Below are 15,263 nucleotides of genomic sequence, written 5' to 3'. Positions count from 1 at the left end.
TGCATTGCTTGTCGTTTTCTCAATTCGTCAGTTCTCTTCGCATTACTGCTTCGGTTGCTTTTCCGGCAAGCTCAGGCCGTAGCTGAAGCCGATGGCGTCGGTCGGGCAGGCCCTTATACACTTGCCGCAGCGGATGCACTCGGTGTGATTGGGCGACTCGGTGACCTTGACGTCCATCTTGCATGTCTTCGCGCACGTGCCGCACGAGATGCATCGGTGCTGGTCAACCTTTATTCCAAGCAGGGATACCTTGTTCATGAGCGCATAGAAAGCGCCGAGCGGGCAGACCCATTTGCAAAATGGGCGGTAGATGAGCACGCTCAAGACGACCACTGCGATCAGGACGGCAAGCTTCCAGGTGAACAGCGCCCCTAATGCGGAGCGTATGCCGCTATCGACGATGGCGAGCGGAATCGCGCCTTCGAGTACTCCCTGCGGGCAGAGGTACTTGCAGAAGTATGGGTCGCCCATTCCGACGTCGTTGACAAGCAGCGCGGGCAGCAAGATCACGGTGAGCAGCAGCACGGCGTACTTCAGATACCTAAGCGGTTTGAGTTTCCTTATGGACAGCTTCTTGCCAGGGATTTTATTCAGCAGCTCCTGCAGCCAGCCGAAGGGGCAGAGGAACCCGCACACGAAACGCCCCAACAGCACGCCGATGAGAATCAAAAACCCGGTCACGTAGTACGAGAAGCTGAACTTCGATGAGCCCACGATTGCCTGAAACGACCCGATGGGGCAGGCGCCTGTGGCCGCGGGACAGGAATAGCAGTTCAGGCCAGGAACGCAGACCGCTTTGCCCTGCCCCTGATAGATAGTGCCCTTGAAGAAGTTCGGCAGGTGGATATTGGTGAGCAGCGTCGGGCCCGCTTGGATCCAGCTACGGAAGCGGCTCAAAACCTGCGATACGGGGTTTCTTCTCTTATCCAATTCCGATGCACTCCAAGCACAGTCGAATCGCCTTGGCCAGCACAGCGTCAGCTTCGCCCCTCATCGCGCCGAAACACACCATGGCCACTCCGGCTGCCAGCAAGGCAATTTGCGCTGCGGGCTTTATCGCTTTGAACAATCCAATCGCTCCTTTCGGGAGAAATAAGCCTATTCCTTCCGTTCCGCGATCCATTGGAACATATCGCCTATAAAATCCGTGTTAAGAGAGACGGCGTCTATGCGAGGAGGCCCGCATGCGCATTTTGGTTGTTGAAGACGAATGGTCGCTGAGCGACGCGATCGCGCGCAGCTTGAGGCGCCTTGCGTACAGCGTCGACTGCTGCCACGACGGGCGGGAAGCGCTTGACCTGCTTGCCGTCGAGAACTTCGATCTTGTCGTGCTCGACCTGAACCTTCCCGGCGCGGATGGCATGACAGTGCTTAGGACACTGAGGGAAGTTGACTGCGAGACCAAGGTGCTCATCTTGTCGGCGCGCAGCGAGGTTGTCGAGAAGGTGGCGGGCCTTGACGCGGGCGCGAACGATTACCTCACGAAGCCGTTTCATCTCGAAGAGCTTGCGGCGAGGATTCGCAGCCTCACGCTCAGGCGTTTTACGCAAAACGATGTGCTGCTGACCTGCGGAAATCTCACTTTCGACACAAAGGCGCGTCGGGCGGCTGTAGGCGAGGATGCTTTGTCCCTCACGCGAAAGGAAATTGGGATACTCGAGTATATGATGCTCAATCAGGGGCGGCCGGTCAGCCAGGAGGAGCTGCTCGAACACGTGTGGGACAGCAGCGTGAACAACTTCAGCAACTCGATCAGGGTGCACATCTCCGCCTTGAGGAAGAAGCTGCGCGCTGCCTTGGGGCACGACCCCATACGCAATCGCATCGGGGAGGGCTACGTGATGGAGGATGTCTCATGAAAAGGCTCTCGCTGCAGTGGCGCATCACGCTGATGACGGCTCTTCTCGTGTGTGTGACGTGCGTGCTGATGAACTGCCTCATCGGGTATTCGGGAATGCGTTACATGGACTCGATCGGCAGTGGCATATCGGCATGCGCCGACATCGACGGGGGTGCCGCCGCGTCGTTCGACCCCGACAACCGCGAGCTCGACGAAGAGCTTACGATCGTTGTGAGCAACGCACAGGAATCCTTCAGTGCGACTAATTGGCTTATCACGGTTGCGGTGACGCTGCTCGGTGGCGTGCTGGCGTACTTCGTCAGCGGCCGCGCGCTCAGGCCGCTGAGGGCTTTTGCGTCGCAGGTCGAGAACGTGCGGCCGAGCAATTTGGCGGACATGAAGATCAGCGAGGACGTGCTGCCCGAGTTCCAGCAGTTCAGCAAGTCGTTCAACAGCATGATCGACCGCCTTGACGAGGGCTTTAGCGCACAGCGGCAGTTCACGGGGAACGCCGCGCACGAGCTGCGGACGCCGCTTGCGCTCATGCAGGCGCAGGTCGAGCTGTTTTCCGCCGAGCATCCCGACATGGGGCCTGAAGAGGCTGCCTTCCTCGAGCTTCTGCAGGAGCAGACCGAGAAGATGTCGCAGATGACGAAGACGCTGCTCGAGATGAGCGAGCTTCGCAGCGTGCCATGCAACGACCGGATCGAGTTGGCGCCGATGGTCGAGGAGGTTCTCGCCGACCTTGCTCCGCTCGCCGAGGCGCGCGGCATCGCCCTTGAGCGTAGCGGGGATGCCCGGCTGATTGGCAGCGACACGTTGGTGTATCGGCTCGTGTTCAACCTGGTCGAGAACGCAATTCGATACAGCCGACCCGACACGGCGGTCCGCGTCTCCGCCTGCGAGGAGGGCGGGCGCGTTGTTCTGCGGATCGCCGATGGCGGCCCAGGGATTCCCGAGCAGTTCAAGGAGAGCATCTTCCAGCCGTTCTTCCGCGTCGATTCGTCCCGCAGCAGGGAATACGGCGGCGTTGGGCTGGGGCTTTCGCTTGTGTGGGAAATCGCCGCACTTCATGGCGGTACGGTAGAGGTCGAGGCGAGCTCTGGGGACGGCACCGTCATGCGCGTGGAGCTTCCAGTTGGGGAGGCTGTTGCGACCGCATGATGTGCGATCGCCCCCGGGTTCCTCAGGCCGTCGGCCGTGCTGGTCTGGGTTGCGACTGCAAAACGCGCGTCCTCCCCCTTGCTCCATTTGCCCTATACTGAGCACGCAGGCGAAAGCATACGGCGCGCATCGAGGGTAGCTATGATTGATTGGACGCAAGTTGTCACTGACACGATTTCCGGATTGATTGTCGGGGTTATCCTTGCAGGTCTCGGCTATATTTTCATCAACAAGTACACGCAGAGCATCGCTTTCGCAAAAAGATTCCGCAGAAGCGAACAGGTTGAGGGAGCTTCGAAAGCCCAAGACCACCTAGGTAACCGCAGGGCGCCTTCTCGACGGTAGCAGAACCCCGAGTTCGTGGTCAATTGAGGGAGTTGTGCGACGCTCCGATCGCGAAAAACCGGCGTTTTCGGGCCTTGGGAGGTCGATCGTGGCGCCCCTGCTGGTAAAAGGCTAGGTCGACGGCGTGCGCGCGAGCGCTTCACGTATCTGAGTCAGGAAAAAGGAGCTTGCTGCAGGAGCTTAACGAACGCGAGGTGTGACGTGCTCTCCGCTGGGAAGACGTACGGGAGGGCGGAGTCTAGCTCACGCAGACGACGTGCAGGGCATCCCCGTCGACGGTGAAGGCGACATCGAGCGAGGAATAGGCGAGATGGTACACGCGCGAGGGGTCGTGCTTGCTTCCCGCGCGCCGCGGGTCTTGCCTCAGAACCTCGACGAGGCCGGCGAGCTTGTCTTCCTCGATTGATTCGCGAAGCTGGTCAGGGAAGTCGACCGTAAGTTCGTGCCACGGCGCGTCTTCGATCCATCCGCCGCGGGCATCGGGATGGCAGTCGGCGAAGGGGATATAGGGCTTGATGTCGAGAATCGGCGTGCCGTCTCGCAAATCGGCCCCGAGGACGTGGAGCACGGGCCCGGCGTCGGTGCGTTCCACCCGATCGAGCTTCACGCAGCTCAGGCCCAGCGGGTTCGGGCGAAAGGGGCTGCGCGATGCGAAAACGCCCACCCGCTCGGTGCCGCCCAGTCGCGGGGGTCGCACGGTCGGCGACCATCTGGCGTTTGCCCCGTTCCTGTTAGACGCCGCATAGTCGGCGGCGATGTCGTCGGCGGTTCCGCCTGGCACGCCGTTCTCGAATTGCCAGATTAGCCAGAGATGCGAAAAGCTCTCGATTCCCGAAACGGCCGACTCGAGGGCGTACTCGGGTTCGAATACGATGCGTCCTCGCAGATGGGGCGCGAGAAAGCTGTTGCGGGGTATCCCGAACTTCTGCGGCAGGTCGGTGCGGATGTGCGCTATCGGCTTCATGTTGCTCCTAAGCTAGGGTGGTCTGCCTGGCGTTGTGGGTTCTATGTGCTCATCAGCCAATCTGCTGGCGCAAGGCTTGCCCCGCGCGCCAAATGAAGCGCAACCTCGCAGATGAGCCAGTCGCTACCGCTTAATCCAGGAGGTCTCGGGACGGCAGATAAGACGCGCGTTGTTGTAGGCCATCTCAATCGTGAGGCAGGTGCGTGCGGCGTAGAACCCGTCTTCGCGCTGGATGGTCAGTGCCAGTTCGGGCTTGTCGCTGGTCAGACACAGCGGCAGCAGCAACTGGATCCGGCCGCCATAGAACTGCGGCACGGCGAGCGTATAGTTGGCCGCGGCGCGGCGGGCTGCTTCGGCGACGGCGCCCTCGAAGGCGCGGCGCAGCAGCAGCGAGTTGTCTTCCCCCGTGAGACTCGTGGGAATGCGCGTCAGATTCTCCTCATCGCCTAAGATGTGGTCGATATTGGATCGGATGGGCAGGCGGTAGTCGAAGACGAGCTCGGAGGGATCTTCGGCAAAGTGCACACGGCAGGGAAGGTACTCGAAGGCGACCAGCACTGGATCGCTCTCTTTGAAGAAGCCCTTCAAAAACCAGTGCTGGCGCGCGTCGGGCTTGGTGTTGGGCTCGAACAGGCCGTAGATGTTCTCGTAGCGGCGCGTGTACAGGCCTGTGTTGAACAGGCAGCGGCCGTCGTCGAAGACTAATGGCAGGTTGGACGGCGCGGTCTGGTTCGCGTCGCGCTCGGTAAGGAATACCGCGCGGCTAAACGAGAACGACAGGTAGTTTTTGAGAATGCGGTTGTTGAGGCCCCAATCCTCGGGATCGGCGAGGTCGACCAGGCGGTCATAGCAGGGCTCGGGGCAAAATGCGAAGTCGTATAGGTTGCTGCACAGGGTGCTAGGGATTTCCATATGGCGTCCTTCTGGTAGCTGGGCGGTCAATCGGCTTGATTTTACACGTACGAGCGAGGATTGACGCGTTGGCATTCCTTAGATGTCGCCCGAAGTCTTTCACCGCATATTGATTTGCGAATGAGACAAATCACCCTATCCCAGTCTCGACCCCTGTCCTACTTGTCGTGCAGAGCTATCGATGTGCATTCCGACACGCTGCCAATAAAAAATGCTCGAGCATTTTCTTTTCAAACGCGAGAATTCGGGAAAGGAGCTCGGGATGGCGAGCCGATTCTGGTGACAGCGGGCTTTGAGATTTCGGCCAATCAGCTAAATGTGTGCGAATAAGACTGATAGATAAAAGGACAATACTTAAAACCGGCATCAGAATCAGGAGGAGATACAGCATGAAGGCAAAGTTCGTGCATCGCTGCACTCTGAAATGTTAATAAGTCGTGTCATTTCTTGGGAAAAGACGCATTGGAAACGATTTCGCGCGATAAAAAGGCGCCTTGTCAAGAGCAAGGCGCCGCAAATAATTCTTTTCGCACATTACCACTTTCCAAAGCATAATTTCAGACTGTCTTTTCACCTGGTTTTCGGGTATTAAGCCTTATCTGGTTTATCGGAAAGGGTGATGTGCATGTTTGAAGTGATGGCGCGAACTGGGTTTATCGGGGGCGATGCGGGATGCGGGTTGCGATCTCTCCAACCGGGAAGTCGAGGAGGTCGTTCGGGCCGAAGCAGCTTGCTTGACGGAAAGCGGTCGGACTTGCTTCGGGGAAGGGGTGTCAGCGCGGCTGATTCGGGCGTTTTCGGATTCCGCTTACTTTACGGGCAACGTTGCGAATACTTTGATGGATCTTGTCGAGTCGTTCTACGAGCTGCGCGATGATCTGCCTGCGCAGGTGGCCGACCAGGAGATTGTCGAAGCGCTGCGGGAGTGCTTCGACGGCGAGGCGGCTGGTGACGTGGGGCTGGCTCTTTCGTTGTCGAAGGACAGCCTTTCGTCTTGCGAGGGCATGCGAGCGTATGAGATTACGGACGAGGATGGTCTGCTTTATCGCTGGGATCCTGACGGGTGGCTCGACAACGTAAAGGCCGATGGATGGTATGGCGAACGTTGGGGTGAATGGGGTGAAGACTGTGACTAATGCCTTGTTGAGCCTGGACGGCTTTGGCTCCGAGCGGGCGATGCGGGGATTCGCCGCGCTGATGACTCACGTATGCCGGTTGTATACCTTGGGGGGATCCTCCAGCGTGTCCCAGCAAGAAGGTTACGACTTGGCAGAGTCGGTGCTGTACGTGTTGGGCTTCTTCGGCGAAGAGCCCGAGGTGGCGGTATCTCTTCTGGAGTCGGAGGACGTGGTGGGGGCTTGGACCGAAAGGCGAAAGCTGCTGGAAGCTCGCATCCCGGAGGTTATGAGTCTTTGGCGCCAGGTGGTGGTGACTATGCCTCCATTTCGCAACATCGCGCTGAGGGACACGCTTGCCAGCATCGAGAGGCTTCCCAGCTGCTACGACACGTTCTTCGGCGCGCATCAAGTCCCTTGTAGCATTGACTACCCGTTGAGCGCTCCTGTTTCCGAGGAGCTGGGGGGTCTGGATTACGTCGAGGCGTGGCTTGCTCAACTGCTGGAGGAGGCGCGCTTTCTTGCGCGATTCGATTTGGGTGACATGGTTGAACATTTGGAGTCCTGGTGTCCTGACTATCGGGGACTGCTGATCAACCTGTATGAACCAATTCGCGATCGCTTTGCTTGATAGACGACAGTGCGTCCCGATAGCGCCGAGGCGCACTAATCAAACCATAAAAATCACTTGAATATTGGGGACGGAAGCTCCGAACCCATTCTCTTTCGTCGAGCCTGCTTCAGCCAGTTCTTCTTAAAGGCGCTGATGCCGCTGAAGAACTTGCTGCATGTCTTGCCGTCCTCCTTTTTCCGGGGGAGCGCCGCAATCTTCCGCCACCGAATTTTTTCGCGCTCATTCTTGACAACGACGTAGCGTCATCGGGAAAAATATGATGGATACCGTGTTACGAAGAGGCAATGATGTGCAAACCTATTGACCAAGACAGCAAAGAACCCGATCGGAATCTTATGACGGTTGGGGAATTAGCCGCTCGTGTGGGCGTTACCGTTAGAACTATTCAGTACTACGACCAACGCGGTTTGCTTCACCCCACCTGCAAGGGCGAACAAAACCTCAGGCTGTACTCGAAAGCTGACGAAGAGCGCTTGTATCGTATCGTCACGCTTAAATATTTAGGCCTGTCTCTTTCCGAAATTCAGCAAAGCGAAAATCAAGAAGTGCAAGAGGAGTTGACAGCTGCTCTTTCCAAGCGGGAGAGGGAGCTCGAGCAGAAAAGCGCCGATATTCTTCGCGAGGTGAATACGCTTAACGAATTGAAATCTCACGTCGAGTCAGGAGAAGATACCGGATGGCAAGCGCTTGCAGAAGCGGTTGGCGCAGCAAAAGAGCGTGAGAGTACTCTTTGGTTTGCTATTGCTGGCGAATCGAGCGGTAATGCGCCCGTGCCTGAGCTTTCGAAAGACGATATTCGCGCTTGGCATGAATTGATGGGCGATACGATTGAGGCAATGCATGACGGGGTGCTGGTTTCGGACGAGCGAGCTCGGCAGCTGGCTATCCGCTTTTCTGCGTTGGGCGGTATGAGCCATGCGCTTGCGGGACTCAAGCGCTTAGCCAATCAGCGCAAAACCGGTCCAAAGCAATATGGCCGTGATTTCTATGCTGGCATTCAACGGCGCACGCTGAGCTTTCTTCAAGATGCTCTTGCGTATTTCGACCTTGAATAGCCGATTCGGTTGGCGATGCGCGGCAAGTGGCTCTTCTGCGACCGTTTGCCCTTTCCTCGTCGCTTAGTGTTGACGACGACGTTGCGTCGTTCGATATCGTCCTTTTTCGCGATAAGGAAGCGAGAGAGGAGCAGCTGGTGATCGTATCGTGGATGACCACAAATTGCTGCAATTTGAAGTGCGCTCACTGCTATCAAAACGCCGATGAGCGCAATGAGCGCGAACTTTCTACCCGTGAAGCGAAAGTCATGATCTCTCAGATTGCTCAAGCTGGTTTCAAGGTCATGATTTTCAGCGGCGGCGAACCGCTTTTGCGCGGTGATATCTTCGAATTGGTGGAGCATGCGGCGTCATGCGGGTTGCGCCCGGTGTTCGGGACCAACGGGACGCTGATCACGCAAAAGGTCGCGCGGCGCCTGAAAAGCGCGGGCGCCTGCGCCATGGGGATCAGCATCGATAGCGTCAATCGGGAAGAGCACGATAGTTTTCGCGGGGTGCAAGGCGCTTACGGGGCTGCGCTTTCTGGCATTGAGGCATGCAGAGAAGCGGGGCTTCCGTTTCAGATTCACACGACCGTCACCGATTGGAACCGTGAAGAGATTTGCGGCATAACCCGGTTCGCAAAAGAGCTCGGCGCGATGAATCATTCGATATTTTTTCTCGTGCCGGTTGGTCGCGGCGCGGATATCGCAGATGAGATTATCGGTATCGAGCAAAATGAGAAACTGCTCGCCGATATCTTGCGCACGGGTCGCGAGGTAGGCATAGAAGTGAAGCCGACGTGTGCCCCGCAGTTCATGCGCATCGCCGACCAGATCGGTATCGAAACGCGCTACAGCCGGGGCTGCTTGGCGGGTCTTACATATTGCGTGGTGGGGAGCGAGGGCATTGTGCGTCCTTGCGCCTACATGCAAGAGGTGGCAGGCGATGTTCGCTCGCAGCCTTTTGATGAGATTTGGCGTACCAGTCCTCTTTTCCAAAAGTTACGCACTCAGGCGTATAAGGGCTCGTGCGGCGTTTGCGAATACGAGTCCGTTTGCGGTGGATGCCGTGCCCGGGCCGCTTTCTATCACGACGGAGACGTCCTGGAGCAGGACGATTATTGCGCGTGGGGCGGACGGGCTCGATAGGACTACTCGTTTTATTCCAGACAGCGCCGTCCGGGCGCTTTATCGCAAAAGTGATATCTAGCAAGTGGCTAATGAAGAGCGCAAAGGAGCACTCATGAATCCTATCAAGAAAGTTGTATTCGTATCTGTTGGTTGTCTGTGCGTTGCCTTGGGCATCGCTGGTGCATTCATGCCCGTATTGCCCACGACTCCGTTTCTCCTTGCTGCGGCCTTTCTGTTTTCGCGCAGTTCGCAACGATTGAATAACTGGCTGATCAAAACGAAAGTGTATAAAGCATATGTCGAGCCTATCAATTCCGGCGAAGGTATCCCTCTTTGCAAGAAAGCCTCGATATTGGGCGTTTCCTATGTCGTTATGGCGATAAGCGCATTTGCGGTTGCCCGTCCTTCGGTATGGGTCATTTTAGGTTGCGTGGCGGTGTTCTTGTTCTGGCTGATTGGGTTCCATGTTCCAACGGCTTCCGCAAAAGGGGTTGAATGATAGGCGAGCAGCGCTAGATCTTTTTGCGCCAGGCGTCGGACGAGTCGTCATGAAATAACTCTCCGCTATTTGCGAAACGTTCTTGACAACCACAGGCCTCACTCTAATATGCGAACGGTTCTCAAATTGAAGGCAGGCGGAAGGTATGCGCGAACAATACAACACGGCACAGCGGCAGGCTATCATCGATTGTCTGTCCGAGGCGGGCAGTCACATGACCGCCTCGGCTGTGCATGCCGCGCTTGCCGAGGGCGGCCGCAAGGTTTCGTCTGCCACGGTGTATCGCCAGCTGGAGAAGCTCGTTCTTGAAGGTGCTGTCGTGAAATCGCAGCCAATCGGCGAGAAGGGCGCCTGTTTCGAGCTGCTCGATAAAAGCGCGTGCGTGCCCGAGCGTTGCTATCACATGAAGTGTCTTTCGTGCGGTAAGCTCATCCATCTTAACTGCGAAGAAATAGACTTCCTGTGCGCCCATATGCTGGCCAATCATGGCTTTCGGATCGATATGTCCAGCACTGTCCTGTTCGGCACGTGCGAAGCGTGTGCGAAGGAACGCGCTGCGAGCCGCGGGGAGGGCCTCGATGAATAGCGTGCGCACACGTATTGCCGCGCTGGTTTTGACCTTCGTCTTGCTCGCGCCTGCGCTGTTCATCGTTGCCGAAGCCCAGCATGACTGCCAGGGCGATGAGTGCCAGGTTTGCCAGGTACTCGCCATTGCTTCTTCTATCATCCAAACCGCCGCTGACGTTTCTGCTGCGGCGTCCGAAGCTGCTCTTTTTGCTGTATTCGTGCTGCTGATCGCCGCGCGACCCTCTCGTGCGGCGTCCAATACATTGGTCGGACTTAAGGTGAGGCTCGACTGCTAGGGTGCATCTTCCTCGATATATGCAAGTCATGCCCGCAAAAAGGCATTCCTAGCAGGAGATATATACCAATGGTGAAACTGAATAAGATGATGTACGCAGCTTTCGCGGCTGTGGTGGCCGTGCTGTGCGTCGTGGGGCTTTCCGCATGCTCCGGCACCTCGAACAACTCGAATACGGCTGCGAATGATAGCCAATCCTCAAACGAATCCCAGAAGGTCCAGGTGGTGGCAAGCTTCTACCCGATGGCCGACTTTGCCCAGAAAATCGGAGGAGGACACGTTGAAGTCACGAACCTCTGCCCGGCGGGAACCGAACCGTATGAACGGGAGCCGTCGCCGAGCGACGTCAAGGCCATCGAAGGTGCCGATGTCTTCGTCTACAACGGGGCGGACATGGAGGGCTGGGTTAGCGATACCCTGGCTGATTCAGAATCACATGTCTCTATCTCGATCCGGCCCATCGCAGCTCGATTTATCTCGTCGCAGGCGAAGCGATGGGCAACGGGGTCGCGGGCATGTCCGACGACCTGAGCTCAGACGGCACGCCCGCAGGCCGAAGCTCAAGCAAGAAGTCAGCGCCACGCGGAAGAGGCGGAGGTGCGCTTCGAGCAGCGAACGCTGAAGCGCAAGCAGAAGCATCGCGGGCATTGATCGGTGCCGGCACAGACCCTAACGTGAACAGGGCTACGTCCCCTGTTCACAAACGAAAAGCCTCTGACCTGTTGGTACAGGTCAGAGGCTCGGAAACGCTAGATATCGGCCTATTTCCGCTCAGTGGCACCGGTTTTCTGTCTTGCCATTCCAGTTACATCCGGTTTGCGTGTCGTCGGCTTCTTGGAACGGGTCCGCGGTCAAGATGAACTGCAGGAACCATGACGAGTCGATACCGCTCGCAAGCCTCCTTCGGAATAGGCACTGAGCAGCTCCTGTGCATGGGCGAACTTGGGCCCTCGCCTCCAACCGAGCAGGCGGTTAACCGCAAGATTTCCCTGGACGTTATGGACGAAGAGCAGATGGGCTTCCTCGCGCGAAAGCCCGGTCTTCTCCATGATCGAGGGAACCATCTGCTCAGCCCCGCGCTCGATGACGCGCTGTGCCACGCGGGCGTACGCATCGTCATCCGAGTAGAGCAGGTAATAGTCTTCATTTGCCGGCGGGCGCTGACAGAGGGCTCCCGTCTCCACTCCCTCGAGCGGGGGTGCCGCCGCCAGGGCCTCGTCGATAAGTGTGTCGAGCAGTGCGAACTTGTCCTCGTAATGCAGATAGAACGTGCCCCGGTTGATATCCGCGCGACGGCAGATATCCGCCACTGTCATCTTTGCGAAGCCGACCTCGGCCAGCAGCGCGAAGAACGCCTCCCGTATGACCGAGAGCGTATAGCGCCGGCGACGGTCGATCCTCCCTGCTTCCATGGCTCCTCCGTTCGATCTGCCTAACAATATTCGACAAGCGCTCGTTTATCGACAGCGCTTCGCAGCTGTTCATTGCTCTCGCGCAAATCAACATAGATACTGATTATCGACACCTGTTTATTATAGCTGAAAGAGGGTATCGAGTGACTTCGTACGAGCAGCTCGTTATCGAGCTCACACACCGATCATTTTCCCATCAGGCAGCCTATCGAAACGGCGGCACACCCTACGACCTGAGCGATTGCAACCCCGTCCCCTACGGGCAGCAAATAGAAACGTTTACCCGCATGATCGAGGAAGCCGACTGCGTGCTTGTAGGCGGGGCCTCCGGGCTCTCCGCGGCGGGCGGCGGCGACTTCTACTATGAGGACAACGCGACCTACCGCAAGCATTTCGGCAAATTCGCCGAGCGTTACGGTTTCAGGGGAGCTTTCGAGGGGTCGTTCTACCGTTGGCCCACCGCCGAGGCGCGCTGGGGCTACCTTGCCACCTTCCTCGACACCACGCTCAACGCCCCGCTGCGCGAGCCCTACAAGGACCTTGACGCCATCCTTGCCGAGAAGGACTTCTTCGTGCTCACCACCAACCAGGACACGCAGTTCATGAAAATCTACCCCTGGGAGAAGGTGGCCGAGATCCAAGGCGACCACCGCTTCTTCCAGTGCTCCCGTTGCTGCACTGACGAGGTGTGGGACGCGATCGAACCGGTCTCCCGCATGGTGGAGGCCATGGGGGATGGCCTAGTAGTTCCAACAGAGCTCGTGCCGCGCTGCCCGCACTGCGGGGCGGAGGCGTTCCCTTGGGTTCGCGGCTACGGCAACTTCCTGCAGGGCGAGCTCTACGAGGAGCAGTACTGCAAGGTCTCCGACTGGCTCGACGTGCACGCGCAGCAGAAGATTCTTTTCCTTGAACTGGGCGTGGGTCGCATCACGCCCGCGTTTATCCAGGAGCCGTTCTGGGCCCTCACGGCGCAGCTGCCGCAGGCGAGCTACATCGCCGTGAACAACAAGACGCGCTTTCTGCCCCGCGCAATCGAAGGCCGGGGCATGGCGATCCGCGCCGACATAGCCGACGTGCTTGTCGATGTGCGCAAGACGCTGGGGAGGTAGCGCATGGAAGCGGTGAAAACGGTTCGCATAGGCCGGGCGCTTGCCGAGGCGGACCTCATCGTCATCGGAGCTAGCAACGGGCTTGACATGGCGGAGGGGCTCAACCTCTTCTGCGCCGACGCCCATTTCCGGGAGACATACGGGGACCTCGCCCAGGCCGACGGCGTCGGCTGCATACTGCAGGGGCTCGCCTCCCCGGATGCGAACGTGCGACGCCGATGGGCCGAGCGGTTCCATCAAAAGGAATATCTCGAATATGAGCCAAGCCCGCTCATGAACGGGCTGCGGCGTCTTACGGAGCACGCTGACACCTTCGTGATCACATGTAATATCGACGGGCACTTTGCGCGCGCGGGGTTCAACGAGAACCGCGTGCTCGAGACGGAGGGGAGCATACGCACGTCGATCGACGAGAGGCGTCTCGCTCATCCAGATGCCCTCGCCGCGGCCCAGCTCGAAGAGCTCGCGCGCCTTGTGCGAGTTCATCGCAATGGCAGGGTTGCCATCCTCGAGCTTGGCGTGGGACTGCGCAACGGCGTCATAAAGCGCATGCTTGCCCAAATCGCGAACGCCAGCGAACACTCCACCTACATCGTGTTCAACTACAACCAGGCCATGGCGCCCGATGTTTCGTGCGAGACGATTCTCGTTGATGGAGATATGGCCTCGGCTTTCGAGGAGGTCGCCCGATGCCGTCTCTAGAAAGAGAAGCAAATAGGCTTCGAAGTCTTATCGACGATGCCGACGCCATCATCGTCGGCATTGGCTCGGGCATGTCGAGCGCCGCCGGGTTCAACCATTACAGCCGTGCGGGCATGGCGCGCGCCGGAATGGGGGACTGGCAGCGGGCCTTCGGCTTCAAGAGCCTTTTCGACGGTTTCTACCACCTCTACCCCAGCCTCGAGCAGCAATGGGCCTACTACGCGCGATACATCGATTTCATGCTGCGCGAGTCGGCCTCGCAGCCCTATCTCGACCTGCGGTCCCTCATCTGCCAAAAGGACTACTTCATCCTGAGCACCAATGTGGACACCCAGGTCGAGAAGACGTTTCCCACCGAGAGGATCTGCAACTACCAGGGAAGCTTCGCGCACCTTCAATGCAAACAGCCATGCTGCGACGAGCTCTTCGACGCGGGCCCCTACGTCGAGCGCATGCTCGCGGACATGGCGGGGTTCGAGGTCCGCAGCGAGGATGTCCCCCGATGCCCGCACTGCGGCTGGCAGCTTGCGCCGTGGGTGCGCGACGACACGTTTCTGCAGGGTGCGGCATGGCGCGAGAGCCTCGGACGATACGAGCGCTTTGTGCGTGAGCGCAGCGATGGCCGCGTGCTGTTGCTGGAGCTTGGTGTGGGTGAGATGACCCCTGGCATCATCACTCTCCCGTTCTGGAGCATGACCGCAAAGCTGCCGGATGCGCACCTGTTGAGCGTCAATATCTCGGGCGGCTCCGCTCCGCTGCAGCTTGGAGGCAAGGCAGAGGCGATTCAGGCCGATTTGAGCACGCTGCTCTCGGCGGCGCAAGCAGGCGACGAGTAACGCGCGAGGCTTTTGCGCATTCGTCGAAACGTACAGGAGAAGATGACATGAAACGTGACGTGAGAATAACGATATTGAAATCCGAGGTCGACGAAAGGCTAGCCGAAGAATACGCGATTCCCAACTTCGGCCCTTGCCCTTTCCACAAAGCCGGGCAGGTGTTTGTTAGCGATGGCGAGCACAAACCGAATGGCCTGTGCGAGTATGCATGGAAACCCATAGAAGCAATGGTCGCATCGCTTTCCCATGGGGAGCTCCTCCAGCCAAAAGGAACATGGATGCGCGATGATGACAAAGGAGTGTTCGCCTGCGTAGACGGACTGCGCCCGGTCATCATGCTCATAGAGGCGATAGACGCGGAATGAGTTTTAGCCACGGCTTCCGAACCAGGGGTTCGGAGGCAATTATTCCCGCTATTCCCACTCTTTCACGCTCGTTTGCCGTGGCGTCATTCCAGCCTATTCCGGTTGGGTCGTCGATTATAGCCGTCTTACCGCCAAATCCCGCTGCGTGACTTCGCGTGGGTGTTTGGGACGATACGTGGGACAGCGCAGATAACTTTTCGGCTGCCGAAGGCCCGCAGTTTCGTTTTTGTCCCCGGGACAAAAAAGAACAGGTTATTGGGGTTCGGAATTACTCGAAACGAATGACAAAGCGGGTGATTGTCTTTATTGAAGCCTATTTGGCGAAGCGAATCGTAGC

General features: G+C 58.1%; 20 protein-coding genes. 15 read left to right on the top strand and 5 right to left on the bottom strand.

Annotation, left to right across the window (positions count from 1 at the left end):
* Positions 1 to 42: 42 nt before the first annotated feature.
* Positions 43 to 930 (bottom strand): 4Fe-4S binding protein, encoded by an 888-nt coding sequence (locus Q0I65_RS06495; protein ID WP_296061383.1) that lies wholly within the window; start codon positions 928 to 930, stop codon positions 43 to 45.
* Complete coding sequence (locus tag Q0I65_RS09700; RefSeq protein ID WP_366513234.1) at positions 923 to 1,069, bottom strand: CD1871A family CXXC motif-containing protein; 147 nt, start codon at positions 1,067 to 1,069, stop codon at positions 923 to 925. The genes Q0I65_RS06495 and Q0I65_RS09700 overlap by 8 nt, the downstream gene beginning before the upstream one ends.
* Positions 1,070 to 1,184: 115 nt before the next feature.
* Between Q0I65_RS09700 and Q0I65_RS06485 the strand changes: the two genes are divergently transcribed.
* Together Q0I65_RS06485 and Q0I65_RS06480 are read left to right on the top strand one after the other, a co-directional pair.
* The gene (locus tag Q0I65_RS06485) at positions 1,185 to 1,859 is read left to right on the top strand and encodes a response regulator transcription factor (protein ID WP_296061379.1); all 675 of its coding nucleotides are present in this window, start codon (positions 1,185 to 1,187) and stop codon (positions 1,857 to 1,859) included.
* Positions 1,856 to 3,004 carry an ATP-binding protein gene (locus tag Q0I65_RS06480; RefSeq protein ID WP_296061377.1) on the top strand — a complete coding sequence of 383 codons (1,149 nt, stop codon included), beginning with the start codon at positions 1,856 to 1,858 and terminating at the stop codon, positions 3,002 to 3,004. The genes Q0I65_RS06485 and Q0I65_RS06480 overlap by 4 nt, the downstream gene beginning before the upstream one ends.
* Before the next feature lie 583 nt (positions 3,005 to 3,587).
* Here Q0I65_RS06480 and tsaA read toward each other — a convergent pair.
* Together tsaA and Q0I65_RS06470 are read right to left on the bottom strand one after the other, a co-directional pair.
* The gene (gene tsaA, locus Q0I65_RS06475) at positions 3,588 to 4,313 is read right to left on the bottom strand and encodes a tRNA (N6-threonylcarbamoyladenosine(37)-N6)-methyltransferase TrmO (protein WP_296061375.1); all 726 of its coding nucleotides are present in this window, start codon (positions 4,311 to 4,313) and stop codon (positions 3,588 to 3,590) included.
* 123 nt (positions 4,314 to 4,436) lie between these two features.
* Complete coding sequence (locus Q0I65_RS06470) at positions 4,437 to 5,225, bottom strand: DUF3825 domain-containing protein (RefSeq protein ID WP_296061372.1); 789 nt, start codon at positions 5,223 to 5,225, stop codon at positions 4,437 to 4,439.
* Positions 5,226 to 5,890: 665 nt separating this feature from the next.
* Here Q0I65_RS06470 and Q0I65_RS06465 point away from each other — a divergent pair.
* The 8 genes from Q0I65_RS06465 (at position 5,891) to Q0I65_RS06430 (ending at position 11,033) form a co-directional block, all read left to right on the top strand.
* On the top strand, positions 5,891 to 6,361 hold the full coding sequence (locus Q0I65_RS06465) for a DUF6323 family protein (protein ID WP_296061369.1): 471 nt from the start codon (positions 5,891 to 5,893) through the stop codon (positions 6,359 to 6,361).
* Positions 6,321 to 6,971: a DUF6179 domain-containing protein gene (locus Q0I65_RS06460; RefSeq protein ID WP_296061367.1), complete on the top strand. Its 651-nt coding sequence runs from the start codon at positions 6,321 to 6,323 to the stop codon at positions 6,969 to 6,971. Before Q0I65_RS06465 ends, Q0I65_RS06460 begins: the two co-directional genes overlap by 41 nt.
* Before the next feature lie 290 nt (positions 6,972 to 7,261).
* Positions 7,262 to 8,029, top strand: coding sequence for a MerR family transcriptional regulator (locus tag Q0I65_RS06455; protein WP_296061365.1), 768 nt, complete (start codon positions 7,262 to 7,264; stop codon positions 8,027 to 8,029).
* Positions 8,030 to 8,181: 152 nt separating this feature from the next.
* Positions 8,182 to 9,159 carry a radical SAM protein gene (locus Q0I65_RS06450; protein ID WP_296061493.1) on the top strand — a complete coding sequence of 326 codons (978 nt, stop codon included), beginning with the start codon at positions 8,182 to 8,184 and terminating at the stop codon, positions 9,157 to 9,159.
* A gap of 94 nt (positions 9,160 to 9,253) precedes the next feature.
* Positions 9,254 to 9,640: a YbaN family protein gene (locus Q0I65_RS06445; protein WP_296061362.1), complete on the top strand. Its 387-nt coding sequence runs from the start codon at positions 9,254 to 9,256 to the stop codon at positions 9,638 to 9,640.
* A 145-nt stretch (positions 9,641 to 9,785) separates the two neighbouring features.
* On the top strand, positions 9,786 to 10,226 hold the full coding sequence (locus Q0I65_RS06440) for a transcriptional repressor (protein WP_296061360.1): 441 nt from the start codon (positions 9,786 to 9,788) through the stop codon (positions 10,224 to 10,226).
* The gene (locus Q0I65_RS06435; RefSeq protein ID WP_296061359.1) at positions 10,219 to 10,503 is read left to right on the top strand and encodes a hypothetical protein; all 285 of its coding nucleotides are present in this window, start codon (positions 10,219 to 10,221) and stop codon (positions 10,501 to 10,503) included. The genes Q0I65_RS06440 and Q0I65_RS06435 overlap by 8 nt, the downstream gene beginning before the upstream one ends.
* A gap of 68 nt (positions 10,504 to 10,571) precedes the next feature.
* On the top strand, positions 10,572 to 11,033 hold the full coding sequence (locus Q0I65_RS06430; RefSeq protein ID WP_296061357.1) for a metal ABC transporter substrate-binding protein: 462 nt from the start codon (positions 10,572 to 10,574) through the stop codon (positions 11,031 to 11,033).
* A 320-nt stretch (positions 11,034 to 11,353) separates the two neighbouring features.
* Here Q0I65_RS06430 and Q0I65_RS06425 read toward each other — a convergent pair whose 3' ends face one another.
* A complete protein-coding gene (locus Q0I65_RS06425; RefSeq protein WP_296061354.1) occupies positions 11,354 to 11,914 on the bottom strand; it encodes a TetR/AcrR family transcriptional regulator in 561 nt (186 codons plus the stop codon).
* A gap of 143 nt (positions 11,915 to 12,057) precedes the next feature.
* Here Q0I65_RS06425 and Q0I65_RS06420 point away from each other — a divergent pair, with 143 nt between their 5' ends.
* From Q0I65_RS06420 to Q0I65_RS06400, 5 genes are all read left to right on the top strand, one after another.
* Positions 12,058 to 13,023 carry an NAD-dependent protein deacetylase gene (locus tag Q0I65_RS06420; RefSeq protein WP_296061352.1) on the top strand — a complete coding sequence of 322 codons (966 nt, stop codon included), beginning with the start codon at positions 12,058 to 12,060 and terminating at the stop codon, positions 13,021 to 13,023.
* A 3-nt stretch (positions 13,024 to 13,026) separates the two neighbouring features.
* Positions 13,027 to 13,725: a hypothetical protein gene (locus Q0I65_RS06415; RefSeq protein WP_296061351.1), complete on the top strand. Its 699-nt coding sequence runs from the start codon at positions 13,027 to 13,029 to the stop codon at positions 13,723 to 13,725.
* Positions 13,713 to 14,561 carry a hypothetical protein gene (locus Q0I65_RS06410; protein WP_296061348.1) on the top strand — a complete coding sequence of 283 codons (849 nt, stop codon included), beginning with the start codon at positions 13,713 to 13,715 and terminating at the stop codon, positions 14,559 to 14,561. Before Q0I65_RS06415 ends, Q0I65_RS06410 begins: the two co-directional genes overlap by 13 nt.
* Before the next feature lie 47 nt (positions 14,562 to 14,608).
* Complete coding sequence (locus Q0I65_RS06405; protein WP_296061345.1) at positions 14,609 to 14,926, top strand: TIGR04076 family protein; 318 nt, start codon at positions 14,609 to 14,611, stop codon at positions 14,924 to 14,926.
* A gap of 155 nt (positions 14,927 to 15,081) precedes the next feature.
* Positions 15,082 to 15,263, top strand: a 182-nt coding sequence (locus Q0I65_RS06400; RefSeq protein ID WP_296061344.1) for a hypothetical protein, incomplete at its 3' end; no start/stop codon positions are given.

The organism is uncultured Ellagibacter sp., assembly GCF_934643285.1.
In the GTDB taxonomy this organism is placed as follows: Bacteria; Actinomycetota; Coriobacteriia; order Coriobacteriales; family Eggerthellaceae; genus Ellagibacter.
This window is presented reverse-complemented; position numbering and strand designations above follow the sequence as displayed.

Bases quoted from the DNA above. Each gene is read 5' to 3' on its own strand.
- Q0I65_RS06485 (WP_296061379.1), top strand. From the start codon at position 1,185: ATGCGCATTTTGGTTGTTGAAGACGAATGGTCGCTGAGCGACGCGATC.
- Q0I65_RS06480 (WP_296061377.1), top strand. From the start codon at position 1,856: ATGAAAAGGCTCTCGCTGCAGTGGCGCATCACGCTGATGACGGCTCTT.
- tsaA (WP_296061375.1), bottom strand. From the start codon at position 4,313: ATGAAGCCGATAGCGCACATCCGCACCGACCTGCCGCAGAAGTTCGGG.
- Q0I65_RS06470 (WP_296061372.1), bottom strand. From the start codon at position 5,225: ATGGAAATCCCTAGCACCCTGTGCAGCAACCTATACGACTTCGCATTT.
- Q0I65_RS06465 (WP_296061369.1), top strand. From the start codon at position 5,891: ATGCGGGATGCGGGTTGCGATCTCTCCAACCGGGAAGTCGAGGAGGTC.
- Q0I65_RS06460 (WP_296061367.1), top strand. From the start codon at position 6,321: ATGGCGAACGTTGGGGTGAATGGGGTGAAGACTGTGACTAATGCCTTG.
- Q0I65_RS06455 (WP_296061365.1), top strand. From the start codon at position 7,262: ATGTGCAAACCTATTGACCAAGACAGCAAAGAACCCGATCGGAATCTT.
- Q0I65_RS06450 (WP_296061493.1), top strand. From the start codon at position 8,182: ATGACCACAAATTGCTGCAATTTGAAGTGCGCTCACTGCTATCAAAAC.
- Q0I65_RS06445 (WP_296061362.1), top strand. From the start codon at position 9,254: ATGAATCCTATCAAGAAAGTTGTATTCGTATCTGTTGGTTGTCTGTGC.
- Q0I65_RS06440 (WP_296061360.1), top strand. From the start codon at position 9,786: ATGCGCGAACAATACAACACGGCACAGCGGCAGGCTATCATCGATTGT.
- Q0I65_RS06435 (WP_296061359.1), top strand. From the start codon at position 10,219: ATGAATAGCGTGCGCACACGTATTGCCGCGCTGGTTTTGACCTTCGTC.
- Q0I65_RS06430 (WP_296061357.1), top strand. From the start codon at position 10,572: ATGGTGAAACTGAATAAGATGATGTACGCAGCTTTCGCGGCTGTGGTG.
- Q0I65_RS06425 (WP_296061354.1), bottom strand. From the start codon at position 11,914: ATGGAAGCAGGGAGGATCGACCGTCGCCGGCGCTATACGCTCTCGGTC.
- Q0I65_RS06415 (WP_296061351.1), top strand. From the start codon at position 13,027: ATGGAAGCGGTGAAAACGGTTCGCATAGGCCGGGCGCTTGCCGAGGCG.
- Q0I65_RS06410 (WP_296061348.1), top strand. From the start codon at position 13,713: ATGCCGTCTCTAGAAAGAGAAGCAAATAGGCTTCGAAGTCTTATCGAC.
- Q0I65_RS06405 (WP_296061345.1), top strand. From the start codon at position 14,609: ATGAAACGTGACGTGAGAATAACGATATTGAAATCCGAGGTCGACGAA.